At 66.7% G+C, this 14,678-nt stretch carries 17 protein-coding genes; 11 read left to right on the top strand and 6 right to left on the bottom strand.

Annotation, left to right across the window (positions count from 1 at the left end):
* The first annotated feature begins 11 nt into the window (after positions 1-11).
* The 7 genes from rsfS (at position 12) to ACT53M_RS08910 (ending at position 4,881) form a co-directional block, all read left to right on the top strand.
* Positions 12-371, top strand: a complete 360-nt coding sequence (rsfS, locus tag ACT53M_RS08940; RefSeq protein ID WP_476233233.1) for a ribosome silencing factor — start codon at positions 12-14, stop codon at positions 369-371.
* Between the two features lie 33 nt (positions 372-404).
* Complete coding sequence (locus ACT53M_RS08935; RefSeq protein WP_476232803.1) at positions 405-827, top strand: 23S rRNA (pseudouridine(1915)-N(3))-methyltransferase RlmH; 423 nt, start codon at positions 405-407, stop codon at positions 825-827.
* Between the two features lie 3 nt (positions 828-830).
* Positions 831-2,003, top strand: a complete 1,173-nt coding sequence (locus ACT53M_RS08930) for a murein hydrolase activator EnvC family protein (protein WP_476232801.1) — start codon at positions 831-833, stop codon at positions 2,001-2,003.
* Positions 2,004-2,068: 65 nt separating this feature from the next.
* Positions 2,069-3,400 (top strand): S41 family peptidase, encoded by a 1,332-nt coding sequence (locus tag ACT53M_RS08925; protein WP_476232799.1) that lies wholly within the window; start codon positions 2,069-2,071, stop codon positions 3,398-3,400.
* A 2-nt stretch (positions 3,401-3,402) separates the two neighbouring features.
* Positions 3,403-3,885, top strand: a complete 483-nt coding sequence (locus ACT53M_RS08920; RefSeq protein WP_476232797.1) for a disulfide bond formation protein B — start codon at positions 3,403-3,405, stop codon at positions 3,883-3,885.
* Positions 3,882-4,415 carry a demethoxyubiquinone hydroxylase family protein gene (locus ACT53M_RS08915; protein ID WP_476232796.1) on the top strand — a complete coding sequence of 178 codons (534 nt, stop codon included), beginning with the start codon at positions 3,882-3,884 and terminating at the stop codon, positions 4,413-4,415. The genes ACT53M_RS08920 and ACT53M_RS08915 overlap by 4 nt, the downstream gene beginning before the upstream one ends.
* A 58-nt stretch (positions 4,416-4,473) precedes the next feature.
* A complete protein-coding gene (locus ACT53M_RS08910) occupies positions 4,474-4,881 on the top strand; it encodes a hypothetical protein (RefSeq protein ID WP_476232794.1) in 408 nt (135 codons plus the stop codon).
* Positions 4,882-4,888: 7 nt separating this feature from the next.
* Here ACT53M_RS08910 and ACT53M_RS08905 read toward each other — a convergent pair whose 3' ends face one another.
* Positions 4,889-6,091: a hypothetical protein gene (locus ACT53M_RS08905; protein ID WP_476232793.1), complete on the bottom strand. Its 1,203-nt coding sequence runs from the start codon at positions 6,089-6,091 to the stop codon at positions 4,889-4,891.
* Positions 6,092-6,228: 137 nt separating this feature from the next.
* Here ACT53M_RS08905 and ACT53M_RS08900 point away from each other — a divergent pair, with 137 nt between their 5' ends.
* The gene (locus ACT53M_RS08900; protein WP_476232792.1) at positions 6,229-6,714 is read left to right on the top strand and encodes a hemerythrin domain-containing protein; all 486 of its coding nucleotides are present in this window, start codon (positions 6,229-6,231) and stop codon (positions 6,712-6,714) included.
* A 13-nt stretch (positions 6,715-6,727) separates the two neighbouring features.
* On the opposite strand, the gene ACT53M_RS08895 is transcribed toward ACT53M_RS08900, so the two are convergent.
* Positions 6,728-7,384, bottom strand: a complete 657-nt coding sequence (locus ACT53M_RS08895; protein WP_476232791.1) for a TetR/AcrR family transcriptional regulator — start codon at positions 7,382-7,384, stop codon at positions 6,728-6,730.
* A 112-nt stretch (positions 7,385-7,496) separates the two neighbouring features.
* On the opposite strand from ACT53M_RS08895, the gene ACT53M_RS08890 reads away from it, so the two are divergent.
* The 3 genes from ACT53M_RS08890 to ACT53M_RS08880 all read left to right on the top strand — a co-directional run bounded on the left by ACT53M_RS08890 (position 7,497) and on the right by ACT53M_RS08880 (position 11,434).
* Positions 7,497-9,722 (top strand): TonB-dependent receptor, encoded by a 2,226-nt coding sequence (locus ACT53M_RS08890; RefSeq protein WP_476232790.1) that lies wholly within the window; start codon positions 7,497-7,499, stop codon positions 9,720-9,722.
* A 183-nt stretch (positions 9,723-9,905) separates the two neighbouring features.
* Positions 9,906-11,165: a spinster family MFS transporter gene (locus tag ACT53M_RS08885; protein WP_476232789.1), complete on the top strand. Its 1,260-nt coding sequence runs from the start codon at positions 9,906-9,908 to the stop codon at positions 11,163-11,165.
* A 44-nt stretch (positions 11,166-11,209) separates the two neighbouring features.
* Positions 11,210-11,434: a hypothetical protein gene (locus ACT53M_RS08880; RefSeq protein WP_476232788.1), complete on the top strand. Its 225-nt coding sequence runs from the start codon at positions 11,210-11,212 to the stop codon at positions 11,432-11,434.
* Between the two features lie 110 nt (positions 11,435-11,544).
* On the opposite strand, the gene ACT53M_RS08875 is transcribed toward ACT53M_RS08880, so the two are convergent.
* From ACT53M_RS08875 to ACT53M_RS08860, 4 genes are all read right to left on the bottom strand, one after another.
* Positions 11,545-13,113: a peptide chain release factor 3 gene (locus ACT53M_RS08875; protein ID WP_476232787.1), complete on the bottom strand. Its 1,569-nt coding sequence runs from the start codon at positions 13,111-13,113 to the stop codon at positions 11,545-11,547.
* A 98-nt stretch (positions 13,114-13,211) separates the two neighbouring features.
* Positions 13,212-13,514 (bottom strand): type II toxin-antitoxin system RelE/ParE family toxin, encoded by a 303-nt coding sequence (locus ACT53M_RS08870; RefSeq protein WP_476232786.1) that lies wholly within the window; start codon positions 13,512-13,514, stop codon positions 13,212-13,214.
* Complete coding sequence (locus ACT53M_RS08865; protein ID WP_476232785.1) at positions 13,511-13,759, bottom strand: type II toxin-antitoxin system ParD family antitoxin; 249 nt, start codon at positions 13,757-13,759, stop codon at positions 13,511-13,513. The genes ACT53M_RS08870 and ACT53M_RS08865 overlap by 4 nt, the downstream gene beginning before the upstream one ends.
* A 45-nt stretch (positions 13,760-13,804) precedes the next feature.
* Entirely contained in the window at positions 13,805-14,677 is an 873-nt protein-coding gene (locus ACT53M_RS08860; protein ID WP_476232783.1) for an aldose 1-epimerase family protein, read from the bottom strand.
* Position 14,678 lies beyond the last annotated feature (1 nt).

Raw genomic sequence — 14,678 nt, 5'->3', positions numbered from 1 at the left:
CATCCCCCAATATGTTGCGTTCGCCCGATGCCGATGGCGTCGCAGCGCTGCATAGGCTCGTGCTCACCTCGCTGGAGGACGATCAGGCGGTGGAAACCGTCTCGATCCCGCTCGCCGGCAAGAGCAGCATCGCCGATTACATGGTGATCGCATCGGGCCGTTCGACCCGGCAGGTCGCCTCGATGGCGATGAAGCTGGCCGACAAGATCAAGGCCGAACAGGGCCGCACGCCGCGCGTCGAGGGTCTGCCCACGGCCGACTGGGTGCTGATCGATGCGGGCGACGTGATCGTCCACCTGTTCCGCCCCGAGGTCCGCAGCTTCTACAATCTGGAGCGGATGTGGTCCTTCGGCGAAGCGGGTCAGGCCTGATCCGCTGAACTGCTGCCGCGCCGGACGCCCTTCATGCTGCTGCACATCGTCGCGCGCGGCCGGATCGGGCGCAGCCCGGAGGCGGAGCTGGTAGACCGCTATCTGAAGCGGCTTACCTGGCCGGTGCGCGTTACCGAACTGCCCGATACCGGGGGCAAGATGCCGGCTGCGGCGCCGGGTACGCGGATCGTAATGCTCGACGAACTGGGCGAGAATCTGCCCTCGCGCATGCTGGCCCAGCGAATCGGCACCTGGCGTGACGACGGGGTGCGCGAACTGCGCTTCCTGATCGGCGCCGCCGACGGCTTCGACGATGCCGACCGCGCCCAGGCGGACCTGCTGCTGTCGTTCGGCAAGGCTACCTGGCCCCACATGCTGGCGCGCGCGATGCTGGCCGAGCAATTGTGGCGGGCGGCGTCGATCCTTGCCAACCATCCCTATCACCGCGAAGGCTGATTCATGGGGCCGGCACGCAGCCTGATCCTGCTGGTCGCGCTGGCTGGAATCATGCTGGTCGGCGCGCTGGGCCGGGCTGCGCCCGATCCGACAACGGCGGAGAGCCAGCGCCTGCTCGCTGCGACCGCCGATGCCAAGGCGGCCGAGGCGCGCGCCCGTGCGCTGGAGCGGGCAGCGGCACAGGAACGCGATCAGGCCGCCCGCGCGCGCGGTGAGGAAGCGGCTGCGGCCGAGCGGATCAAGGCGGCCGAGGCCGACCTCGCCGCCGCCCAGGCGCGAATTGCGATCCTCGACAGGCTCGTCGCGCGCCAGCGGACGCTGCTGGCGGAAAAGCAGGGGCCGGTGCTGCGTCTGCTCGCGGCATTGCAGGCCATGGCGCGGCGGCCGCCGATGCTGGCGCTGGCCCAGCCCGGTTCGACGGAGGACATGGTGCATGTTCGCGCGGTACTGGCAACGGTAATGCCCGCCGCGCAGGCGCGCAGCGCGGGCGTGCGTGCCGATCTCGACAAGTCGCGGGGGCTGCGCGACGCAGCCGCGCGGGCGGTGGCGGACCTGCAGGCAAGCCGTAGCCGGCTCGAACGGCAGCGGCTGGCCGCGCTAGACCTGGAGGCGCAGCACCGCCTGCGTTCGGCAGCGCTGGGCCGCAGCGCGCTTGCGGAATCGGACAAGGCACTGGCGCTGGGTGAGCAGGCACGCGACCTTGCCGGCCAGATGGAGCTGCGCGAGACGGTAGCGCAGGTGCAGGCGGATCTGATCGGGCTGCCCGGTCCACTCCCGCGCCCGGGTACCGCCGCCGCCGCGCCGCTGCCCGCCTCGCCCTATCGCCTGCCGGTCGCCGGCCGGCTGGTCACCGGCTTTGGCGCGCTGTCCGATGCCGGGGTGCGCGCGCGCGGGCTCAGCTTCGTCGTCGCACCGGCCGCAGCGGTCACCGCGCCGGCGGCGGGGACGATAGCCTATGCCGGGCCGTTCCGCGACTATGGCGGCGTGGTGATCGTCGACCATGGCAAGGGCTGGACCAGCCTGGTGTCGGGGCTGGGCACGGTGGCGGTGCATGTCGGCGAACGGGTCGGGCCGGGCGCTGCACTGGGCAAGGCGCCGGCCAGCGGCGATCCGCGCATCACCGTGGAGCTGCGCCGCCGCGGCCAGCCCATGGACCTGACCCAAATGCTCGACTGACAGCTAGTGCAAAAGCCGTTATCGTCTGGCAGACAAGCTTGCATGCCTTTCCGGAAAGTTCCTTGATGCTGCGTCCGTTTCTTCAGGTTACCGCCGCCGTTGGCGCGCTCGCACTCATTCCCATCACGTCCGGCGCCATGGCCGGGGTCGACACCAGCAGCTACCGCGAGCTGGACACCTTCATGGAAGTCTACAACCAGGTGAAGGCGAATTACGTCGACAAGGTCGACGACAAGACGCTGGTCAAGGGCGCCATCCAGGGCATGCTCGCGGCGCTCGATCCGCATTCGAGCTATGCCGACGGGCTCGATTTCGACAATCTGAAGATCCAGACCGAAGGCAATTATGGCGGGCTGGGCCTCACCGTGACGCAGGAAGACGGCGCGGTGAAGGTGATTGCCCCTGCCGACGACACGCCTGCGGCGCGCGCGGGCATCAAGCCGGGCGACTTCATCACCCATCTCGACGGCAAGTTCATCGTCGGCGGCAGCCTCGACGAGGCGATCGAGCAGATGCGCGGCCAGCCGGGCACCAAAATCACGCTGACGGTGGTGCGCCCCGGCGCGCCCAAGCCGCTGCAATTCACCCTGACCCGCGAGATCATCGTCCAGAAGCCGGTGAAGTGGGACGTGAAGGACGGTGTCGGCGTCATCCGCATCACCACCTTCACTGCGCATACCGGCGGCGACACGGCGCTGGCGATCCAGTCGATCGACAAGAAGCTGGGGCACAAGCCGCTCGGCTATATCGTTGACTTGCGCAACAATGGCGGCGGCCTGCTGACCGAGGCGATCGGCGTGTCCGACGTGTTCCTCAACCATGGTGAGATCGTCTCGCAGCGCGGGCGCGAGAAGACCGATATCGAGCGCTATTATGCCGAAAGCATGTTCCCGGGCGATCTCGCCAAGGGGCTGCCGGTAGTGGTGCTGGTCGATTCGGGCACGGCCTCGGCCTCCGAAATCGTCGCGGGCGCGCTGCAGGACCAGCACCGCGCGCTGGTGATGGGCGTGCGGAGCTTCGGCAAGGGATCGGTGCAGACGATCCTGCCGATGGGGCCGCGCGCGGCGCTGCGGCTTACCACCGCACGCTATTACACGCCGTCGGGCCATTCGGTGCAGGAAGGCGGCATCAAGCCCGACATCCTCGTGCCGCAGCTTTCCGATCCCGACTACAAGACGCGGCCTGAGCTGCGCGAGGCGGATCTGCGCCGCCACCTGATCAACCAGGAAAAGGTCGATGACGGCACGCTGGAACAGGACAGCAAGACCGATCCGCGCTTTTCGGCGACCGCCGACGAGCTGAAGAAGAAGGGCATCGACGACTTCCAGCTTTATTACGCGCTGCAGACGATCGGCCGGCTCGGGCCCAAGACCGGCCTTGCCAGCAAGGGGAAGTGACAATGCCGCGCAACGGACCGGGGCTCGCCCGCTGGATCGCCCTGCTGCTGCCGGCGGCGCTGCTTGGTGGCGCGATCGGCTCGCAGTTGTTCGGGCTGGTGCCGTGCGAGATGTGCATGTGGCAGCGCTGGCCACATCTCTCCGCGATCGTGGTGGCGTTGCTCGCGTTCGTCGTGCGGGCGCCGCTGCCGTCGCGGCTGCTTGTATTGCTGGCGGCGCTGCTGATCGCGGTCAGCGGCGGTATCGGCATCTATCATGCCGGCGTCGAATATCACTGGTGGCAGGGGATCACTGCCTGCACGGCCAATTCGGCACAGGGCTCGCCGATGGACGTGCTGAACGCTGCGCTGCGCCGCCCGCTTATCCGCTGCGATGTTCCGCAATGGACGCTGTTCGGTATTTCGCTGGCAGGTTTCAACGCCCTCTTTTCGCTGGCCGGTGCCGCCACCATCTTCGTGCTGGCAGCAGGAAAGCCGGTACGATGAGCTGGAAGCCAGGCGATCGCCGCGAAGACACCGCCACCATGGTCCGGGTGGACCAGGCGGGCGAATATGGCGCGACGCGCATTTATGCCGGACAACTGGCGGTGATGGGCGATCGCACGACTGCGGCACGTACGATCAACGGCATGGCCAATCAGGAAGAGCGACACCGCGCCTTTTTCGACGCGATGATCGCCCGCCGCGGCGTGCGCCCGACTTTGCTCCAGCCCTTCTGGAATGTCGCCGGCTTTGCGCTGGGCGCTGCAACCGCGGCCATGGGGCCGCAGGCGGCGATGGCCTGCACCGCCGCGATCGAGACCGAGATCGACCTGCATTACCGCCAGCAGCTCGATCAGCTCGGCAGCGATGATCCCGAGCTCGGCGAGGCGGTCGCGCGGTTTCGCGACGAAGAGATCGAGCATCGCGACACGGCGCTTGCCGCGGGTGCGGAAAGCGTGCCGGCCTATCCGTTGCTCTCGGGGCTGATCCGCGCGGGCTGCCGCGCGGCGATTGCCCTGTCGAAGCGGATATGACAGTCCGGGTTCAGATATGCGCGGGTATTATAGAACACAGGCTGCGAGGAGAAATGCCATGCTGAACAGGATTGCGTTCGCCGCCGCGGCCGTTGCGGCACCGCTGCTGATGCCGGTCGCCGCCCACGCCCAGAATGCCGCACAGAACGGCGTGCTGGTCATCTATGGCAACGACAAGTGCCCGACCAACAAGAATGGCGAGGAAATCGTCGTCTGCCAGCGCCTCGACGAGGCCGAGCGTTTCCGTATCCCGAAGAATCTGCGCGAGGACAGCAGCGCGCCGCAGAAGCGGGAGAGCTGGGCCGTACGGTCCGAGGATGCGCTGAACAGCGGCGCCTTCGGCATCGGCAGTTGCTCGACGGTGGGTGCCGGCGGCCAGTCGGGCTGCCTTGCGCGCGAAATCACCCGCGCCCGCGCCGAACGCCGGGCGCAGAAGGAAGCCGAGACCAACATCCCGCTGCCCTAAACGCGCCCTATCGCGCCGGACGGGTGATCCAGTCCGGCGCCGCCCTAGCGACCATGTCGGCGATCAGCCACAGCATGGCCACCGCGCGGATGGTGGCGGCGATCATCACATCGTGCGGCGTGGCATAGGGCCAGGCGCCGTCCATGCCGGCGAACAGCCAGAATTCGGCGAAATAGGCGCAGATGTCGCCGATCACGAACAGCATTAGCGGGGCGAAGCGCGGCGCCGTCATCACCAGCAGCGGATAGAGCCACAGGTCGAACTGGGGCGAATGGACCTTGTTGGTCAGCATGAACCAGGCAAGTACCGGCGTGAACAGCACCCAGGACCGTGCACCATGCTTGCGCCAGCCCCGCGCGACGATGGCTACCGCGCCGCTTACAAAAGCAGCAGCGGCATAGAGGTTTAGCTGCGCGACCGTCGGCACCCAGATATTCTGATAGACCAGCACCCCCCAGATCGACGCCGCGGTCGGCGTGCGGCTCTGCGAGAAGCGGTAGAATTCCGACCAGTTTGCCGGTGCCGTCAGCGCGACCGGCAGATTCACCGCCGCCCAAGCGCCGATGGCGGTGCCCGTACAAGCCGCAGCCCGGCCGATCCGCGCGCGCCAGGACTGGCCCGGCGCGAACAGTGCCGCCAGCCCGATCAGCGGCAGCATCAACGCCGGGAACAGCTTGGCGGCGGCGCCCAGCGCGGCAAGGGCCGCCGCCAGCACCAGCCGGTTTCGCCGGGCCGCCAGCATTGCCGCCACGGCGAGCGCGCAGGCGCCCAGATCCCAGTTATGGCCAAGGTACAGGACGAGCGGCGGCGCCGCTGCCCACAGCCAAAGCCGGGTACGGTCCATGCCCGCGCGCCAGAACATCGCCAGGATCAGCCCCGCCAGCACCGCATTGGCCGCAGTGACAACGCCCAGGAACATGCCCGAGTTTGCGCCGCTGCCCGCCAGCCGGGTCAGGGCGCCTTCGATCCAGATCTGCGCGCCGGTCAGCACGGGATATTCCATCGGCGTCTGGAAATAGGGGATCAGGCCCCTGTCGACATGGCGCCCCTGCCAGAAGGGCATCGCATCGCTGTAGCAGCCGGTCGTGTATTGGACCGACGCCACCCAGCCATGGACCGTGCAATGCGCCTTGAACGCCCAGCCGAGCAGGCAGGTGATCGCCAGCCCGATTGCGAGCGCCAGCCATTGTTTTCCGGCCCGATCCGCCATGCCCGATCCCCTTTTGGCGGTCTGCTTAGCCAGCGCGCCGGTCAGCGTCCATCGCGGCGAGCGGCTGCGAACGACTCGCGGCAGCAACTCCGCGCCGCGCCGCCGGTTGGAGCCGGAGAACCAAGGGAGTGCCCAAAATGGCCAAAGCGTCTCGCATCTTCGCCGACCTGACCGCCGATCACGACCGACAGCGCGAACTGATTCAGCGCATCGACGGTACCTCGGGCGACAGTGCTGAACGGCGCGAGCTGTTCGAACAGTTGCGGCTCGAGCTCCAGTCGCACGCTGCGGCGGAGGAAGAGACGCTGTACGCCACGATGCTCGCCGACGCCGAACTACGCGAGGATGCCCGCCACTCGGTGTCCGAACACAAGGAAGTCGACGATCTGCTCGGCGAACTGATGGACATCGAAATGGCGTCTTCGGCCTGGCTGACAAAGTTCCGGACGATGCGCGACCGCTATCTCCACCATATCGACGAGGAGGAGGAAGAGATGTTCCCCGCCGCCGAAGAACGCCTTTCTGCGGCCGAGGAAGAGCGGCTGGGCAAGGCATTCGAACGGCGCAAGCCGAAGGAGCTGGCCCGCGCGCAAGCCCATCCTCCGGGCGACGATCGCGAATGACAGGGGCGAGGCGCTACCGCCCGGCGCCGATCCCGCGTGCCAGCAGATCGGCGACGGCTTCGGCGATGGCCTCGGGCGGGGTGCCTTCGTCCCACACGCTGTAGCGCAGGCCGAGGAACACGTTCATGCCCATGATCGCCCAGGCATGGATTTCGCTCACCTCGTCGCGCAGCTCGCCGCGCGCCGCCCCGGCCCGCAACCGCGCGGCGATTCGCTCGGCGGTGCTGGCATAATGCTGGCGAAAGCTGGCGGGGTCGACGAATTCGGCCTCGTCGATGATGCGGTAGATTTCCTTGTGGGTCCGGGCGAAGCGGATGAACGCAAGCAGCGCGGCGCGTTCGGCATCGATCTGGTCGCGCGCGTCGCGCAGCGCCGGCGCAACATGTTCGCGCACCTGGTCGCTCATGTCGCGCACCAGCGCGCGGAACACATCGTCCTTCGAATCGAAATAGGTGTAGAAGCTGCCCAGCGCCACGCCCGCCCGGCGGGTGATGCCGCTGATCGACCCTTCGTGAAACCCCTTCTCGCCGAACTCCGCTGCGGCGGCATCCAGAATCGCGCGCAGCGTGCGCCGCCCGCGTTCGGTGCGCGGTGTCTTGCCTTCGCTGGCCGCCTCGCCCGTGTCGAGCGGCCCCTCGGTAAGGGCCTTGCCGCGCCCGTCCGCCTGCATCCCTCTCCGCCTTTCTTTCCAAGTTGAAACCCGGTTCAGGTTTCAGTATAACGAACTGCAATGGCTTACAACCCGCACCAATGACGGGTTGCTGCAGGGGAGGATCATTAGCATGACGCGCCGGAATTCCGTTCGTCTTGTCGCGCTGGCCAGCGCCGCATTCATCACCACCGCACCCGCCTTCGCCCAGCAAGCGCCGGACAGCGCTGCCCCGGCGGCGGCCGAGGCAACGCCGCAGGACGGCGAGATCGTCGTCACTGCCCGCCGTCGCCAGGAAAATCTGATCGACGTGCCGATCTCGCTGTCGGTCGTCTCCGGCGACACGCTGGTGGCGAAGGGCGCGCCCGACATTACCGCGCTGCAGGACATGACGCCCAACCTGACGCTGCAGGTGGCACGCGGATCCAATTCGACGATGATCGCGTTCAGCCGCGGTGTCGGCCAGCAGGATCCGCTCTGGGGGTTCGAGCCGGGCGTCGCGCTCTATATCGACGATGTCTATGTCGCGCGGCCACAGAACGCGATCCTCGACATTTTCGACGTGCAGCGGGTCGAGGTGCTGCGCGGGCCGCAGGGCACGCTCTATGGCCGCAACACGATCGGCGGCGCGATCAAATATGTGACCAAGCGGCTGGGGGATGAATTCCACGCCACGGCGCGCGCCGCCTATGGCAGCTATAACCAGGTCGATCTGGTCGGCACCGTTACCGTGCCGCTGACCCAGACGCTGTCGGTAGGCGGATCGGTCGCGCGCTACTGGCGCGACGGCTATGGCCACAACCTCAACACCGGCGTCGACCAGTATAACAAGGATGTCGTCGCCGGCCGCGCTTCGGCCGAATATGCGCCGCGCGACGGGCTGTTCTTCCGCATCGCCGCCGATCGTACCGTCGATCATTCCAATCCGCGCCACGGCCACCGGCTGTTCGGCAATGGCGGGCTCGCCGCCTATCAGCCGGTAGGCTCGGTCTATGACACGACGGCGGGTGCCGGCGACAAGAACCGGGTGATGAGCCAGGGCCTGTCCGCGACCGCGGAGATCGGGCTTTCGGAAGGGCTTACCTTCAAATCGATCAGCGCGTGGCGCAACGGCAATACCGATACGATCATCGATTTCGACAATACGCCCGCGCCCACGCTCGACGTGCCTGCCTATTATCAGGACCGGCAATTCACCCAGGAACTGCAACTGCTCTACACCGGAAGGCGGCTGCAGGGAGTCGCGGGGCTCTATTATCTCAATTCGCGTGCATCGGGCGCGTTCGACACGGTCGTCGGGCTGGCGAACCTGACCATCCTCACCTCGGGCACCGTCGATACCAAGAGCTATGCCGCGTTCGGCGATGTCACCTACGGTATCACCGATGCGCTGAAGCTGTCGGTGGGCCTGCGCTATACCAAGGACGACAAGACCGGCAGCGTCTATCGCCAGAACTTCACCGGCATCCGCAGCCCGCGCTTCGGCAATCCGGCGGCGGTGCCGGGGCTGCTGCGCACCAACTATACCAACAGCCGCAGCTTCGAGCAGGCAACGCCGCGCATCTCGCTCAGTTATGAACCGCGTCAGGACCTGAACCTCTATGCGAGCTGGGGCAAGGGCTTCAAATCGGGCGGGTTCGACATGCGCGGCGACGCGATCCTGACGCCCACCACGGTCAATGGCTATCAGCCCGAAAAGATCGATTCGTACGAAGTGGGCATGAAGGGCGCGTTCCTCGACCGCCGCTTCTTCCTCAACCTTGCCGGCTATTATTCCAACTATCGCGACCAGCAGGTGACGATCCAGGCACCGGCGGCGGGTGGTGGCATCGCCAGCTTTGTCGACAATGCGGGCAAAGCAGAGATTTACGGTTTCGAGGCGGAGGCGCGGATGGTGCCGTCGCGCCATTTCTCGTCCAGCCTGGTGGTCGGCTACACCCATGCCGAATACAAGAAGTTCCTGACCTATATAGCGGGCGGCACGACGCCGGTCGATGTGTCGAACCAGCGCGTGTTCCAGAACACGCCGCGCTGGACGGTGAATGCATCGGCGACCTGGTCGGAGGATCTGGCAGGCGGCACGCTTGCGTTCACGCCATCGGTTTCGCTGCGCAGCGACATCTCGATGTTCGAATATGCTTCGCCGCTCGATCAGGACGGTTATGCGCTGGTCGAGGCGAGCCTCAACTGGACCTCGGCCAGCGGCCGTTACCGGATCGGTGTGGCCGGGCGTAACCTGACCGACGAGCGCTACCGGGTGGGCGGCTATTATTTCCCGGGCGCGCTCTACGGCAACTCGATCATCGGCTATTATGGTCCGCCTCGGACCGTGACCGGATCGTTCGAACTGCGGTTCTGAGAAACAGTCTCTCGGGACAGTAGCTTCCCCTCCTTGCGAGGGAGGGATTAGGGGTGGGCCCGCCGCCGTCAGGCGGCGGGACTCGCTGCCGACAAGTAGTAGAGTCTTTGGGAGCGCGCTGACGCGCGCGCACCCCCGACCCCTTCCTTTCAGGGAGGGGCGCGCACTGTGGAAAGCGACACCATGGCCGAGCCCGCATCCCCCAGCCGCACCGCCACCCCGCGCGGGCTCGTCCTCGCGATGCTGTTGCTGGTCTATATCTTCAACTTCCTCGACCGGCAGATCCTGTCGATCTTGGCCCAGCCGGTGAAGGCCGATCTGGGGCTGGATGACGGGCAGCTTGGTATGCTCGGCGGCTTCGCCTTTGCGCTGCTCTATTCGACGCTGGCCATCCCGCTGGCGATGCTGGCGGACCGGACCAGCCGTAGCTGGGTGATCGCCGTGTCGCTGGGGGTGTGGAGTGCCTTCACTGCGTTGTGCGGAACGGCGCACAGCTTCGCGACCATGTTCCTCTACCGGCTCGGTGTCGGGGTGGGGGAGGCCGGCGGCGTCGCTCCCAGCTATGCGCTGATCGGCGATGCCTATCCGGCGGAGCGCCGCGCCCGGGCGCTGTCGCTCTATTCGCTGGGCATTCCGCTGGGCTCTGCCGGCGGTGCGCTGCTTGGCGGCTATATCGCGCAGCATGTCGAATGGCGCACGGCCTTTATGACAGTGGGGCTGCTCGGCATTGCGATCATGCTGCCGTTCAAGTGGATCGTGCGCGATCCGCCGCGAACAGGCGGCGGGGCCGGGCAGGCGCCGCTCTGGCATGTGTTCGGCATCCTCGCCGCCAAGCCGAGCTTCTGGCTGCTCGCGTTCGGCGCGGCGGCGGGGTCGATGTGCGGCTATGGCGTCGCCTTCTGGCTGCCGAGCATGATCATCCGCAGTTACCAGTTCAATCTCGCGCAGGTCGGCCAGTTCTTCGGTGCGCTGCTGCTGACCGGCGGGGTGGCCGGCATCCTGATCGGCGGCTGGCTGGGCGACCGTCTGGGTGCCACCGACCGCAAATGGTATGCGCTGGCGCCGGCGCTCAGCTATGTCGCCGGCGTGCCGTTGTTCGTTGCGGGTGTGCTGGCGCATAGCTGGCAGGCGAGCTTTGCGCTGTTTCTGGTCCCGCAGGCGCTGGTTTATGTCTGGCTGGGGCCGGTGCTGACCGCCGTGCAGCATCTGGTGCCGCCGCAGATGCGCGCGACCGCATCGGCCTCGTTCCTGCTCATCAACAATCTGATCGGACTGGGGCTGGGGAGCTGGTCGATCGGGCTGCTGTCCAAGGGCCTTGCGCCTGCCTATGGCGGGGCGGACGGGCTGCGCTATGCCATTGCGGCGGCGCTGTCGCTCTATCTGGTGGCGGGCGCGCTGATGGCGCTGGCCAGCCGCTGGGTGGCGCGCGACTGGGTGGATTGAGCACCCGATTCCCGCCGGTGCCTTCGCCATCCTATAGTAACCATATGCGTTACACCCCGACCGACCTCGCCAAAGCCGAGAAGAATGTGGCGCTTGCCGAGCGCCACATTGCCGCCCAGCAGGAAGTGATCGCGATGATGCGTGCCGCCGGCACCTCGACCGAGGGCGCCGAGGAACTGCTCGCCAGGTTCGACAGCGACCTGGGCCATGCCCGCCGCATCCGGGACTGGATCGCGACGACGCTGAAGGACGCGCGCCAGGCGGCGTAGGCGCACATTACCCTCACCCTTCCCACCGCCTTTGGCGGTGGGCCCCTTCCCTCTCCCATTGACAGAGGGAGGGAGGCGCGAAGCGCCGGAAGGGTAAGGGTGGCTTATGTTCAGCGCTCGCGCGTCGCGGCGAAGGTCACCTTGTTGTACCGCTCGGCGATATAGCCGACTTCCCAGGCCGACTTGGCGAGGAACACGGGATTGCCATCCCGGTCCTTGGCCAGCGCGCCGCGGTTGAGGTCCAGGAATTCCTTCAGCGCCGCGGGATCGTCCGACGAAATCCAGCGCGCCGTGTCATAGGGCGACGGTTCGAGCATCGCGCCGACCTTGTACTCGGCATCGAGCCGGCTGAGCAGCACGTCTAGCTGGAGCTGGCCGACCACACCGATGATCCAGTTCGACCCGATTTCCGGGTAGAAGACCTGGATCACGCCCTCTTCGGAAAGGTCGTCGAGCGCCTTGCGGAGCTGCTTGGTCTTGGTCGGATCCTTCAGCGCCACGCGGCGCAGGATTTCGGGCGCGAAGTTCGGCAGGCCGGTGAAGCGCACCCCGGCGCGTTCCGATAGCGTATCGCCCACCCGCAGCGTGCCGTGGTTGGGAATGCCGATGATGTCACCGGGATAGGCCTCGTCGGCCAGTTCGCGCTCGCGGGCGAAGAACAGGATCGGCGAGTGGATCGCGATCGGCTTGCCGTGGCCGGTCGGCGTCAGCTTCATGCCGCGCTTGAACGTACCCGACACCAGCCGCATGAACGCGATGCGGTCGCGGTGGTTGGGGTCCATGTTCGCCTGCACCTTGAACACGAAGCCGGTGACTTCGTCGCGGCTCGGCTCGATCGGCGCGGGCTCGGCGGGCAGCGCGTGCGGCGGCGGGGCGAATTCGGCGATCGCCGCGATCAGCGAATCCACGCCGAATTCCTTCAGCGCCGATCCGAAATAGACCGGCGTCATGTCGCCGTTGCGATAGGCTTCGGCGTCGAACTCGGGATAGCCGGCCAGCGCCAGCTCGACATCCTCGCGCAGTTTGGCGAGATTGTCGGCCGAGACGATCGCGTCGAGCTGCGGGTCGTCGAAGCCGCTGGTCTGGATCACCTTGCCGTGGAACTCGCGGCTGTCGCCCTCGGGCAGCAGCAGGCGGTTGGTGGCGAGGTCAAAAATCCCCTCGAACGTGCCGCCCATGCCGACCGGCCAGGTCATCGGCACGACATCGAGCTGGAGCAGTTCCGCCACTTCGTCGAGCGTGGCGAACACTTCGCGCCCCTCGCGGTCGACCTTGTTGACGAAGGTGATGATCGGCACGTTGCGCAGGCGGCAGACCTCGAACAGTTTTCGGGTCTGGCTTTCGATGCCCTTGGCGACGTCGATCACCATCACAGCCGAGTCCACCGCGGTCAGGGTGCGGTAGGTGTCTTCGCTGAAATCCTCGTGGCCCGGCGTGTCGAGCAGGTTGAAGGTGATCCCATCACGCTCGAACGTCATCACCGAGCTGGTGACCGAGATGCCGCGCTGCTGCTCGATCTTCATCCAGTCGGAACGGGCACGCCGCGCGGCGCCGCGCGCCTTCACCTCACCGGCAAGGTGGATCGCGCCGCCGAACAGCAACAGCTTTTCGGTCAGCGTGGTCTTGCCCGCGTCCGGGTGCGAGATGATGGCAAAGGTACGACGATCGGAGGGGGACATGGGCCGCTTTGGATGAAGGGGAAGAATCGCGACGCCTTAGTCTGCGTGGCCGGCGATATCCAGCCGGGAGTAATCGCGGGCGTTGCAGCCGCCGGCCATTAAGGCTCTTCGCCGGTCAACAATGCCGCAACATCACGAGCCCCGTGGATGAAGTGCAGCACTTCGATGTTCGGCGCCATGATGCGGTAGAGGATGAGATATTTGCCGTAGATGCAACGGCGCACCCCGCGATGCTCGAACGCCTCCATTAATGGACAGGCCGCCGGGAAGTTGACCAGCCCCATTGCCCGTTCGAGCAGCTCGGTCGTGAAGGATACCGCACGCTCCGGATCGTCTCGGGCTATCCAATCGCCAATCGCACGCAGCTCCGCCCGGGCAACTTCGGAGACAAGTACTTTCACCGCCGCGTCGACCAGCGCGTACGCATTTCCTCCATCACCTGCTCGATCGGGATCACACGCCCCGCGTCGGCATCGGCCAGCCCCTGCTCGATCTTCGCGTGGAGCGCGGCACGTAGCATCTCGCGCTCGGTCACGATGCGTGCGCCTTCGCGGAGCACATCGTTGCGCGATGAATAGCGTCCGCTGGCGACAAGATCGCTGATTGCCTGCTCTAGCGGCGCACCAAAGTCGGAGTGGTCGTCCATACCCGCAAGATACGCCTTCCGCCACCCGCTCGCAATGCGCCGCTCTCAATCGAGCAGGGTCACGTCCATCGCAAAATGCCGCGTCTCGCCCGGTGCGATTCGCTGGATGCCGGGCTTGTCCCAAATCTCGCCGGTAAAGCCTGCCGGATCGGCGATGCCCCACCATGGTTCGATACAGACGAAGCGCGCGCCCGGCTTGGTCCAGATGCCGAGTACCCCGGTGTCGGGGAAGCGTATGCGCAGCTGTGGCCCCTCCGTCGCGCCATAGAATAGTTCGCGGCTGGTCAGGTCGTCCCAGATCAGCGCGTCGTTCGCAAACAGCGCATCGGCCAGCGCCAGCGTGTTGCCGGCAACCGGGCTTGGCCTGCGGTCGGGGGCGATGCCGCCCCCGGCCAGATAGCGCAGCCCCTGCGGCTCGGGCGCTGCGAAGCGGATGCGATGGTCCTCACGCGCCGCGCCATAGGGCAGCGGCCAGGCAAAGGCGGGGTGGAAGCCGAAGCTCGCCGGCAGGTCGCGGTCGTCGCGATTGGTGAGGGCAATCTCGATCCACAGCGTCGCACCCTCGACGCGGTAAGTCGCATCGAGCGCGAAGGCGAAGGGATAGACCGCGCGTGTCTCGGCATCGTCCTCCAGCCGGAACGTCACGCGGTCTGCGGCCTGATCGACCAGCGCAAACCCCCGCCGCCGGGCAAAACCATGCTGCGGCAGGCTATATTCCCTCTCGTCCAACCGATAGCGGTCGCCCGCCAGGCGCCCGACGATCGGGAACAGCAAGGGCGACCGACCCGCCCAGAACGCCGGATCGGCATCGGTCATCAGCTCGCGTCCCTCCGCATCGAGGAGCGACGACAGTTCGGCGCCATGGGGGTTGATCGCCGCGTGCAGCCGGTCCGACCCGATCTCGACCCAGTCCGCCATG

This window comes from Sphingomonas sp. DMC6 (assembly GCF_056314225.1).
This window is presented reverse-complemented; position numbering and strand designations above follow the sequence as displayed.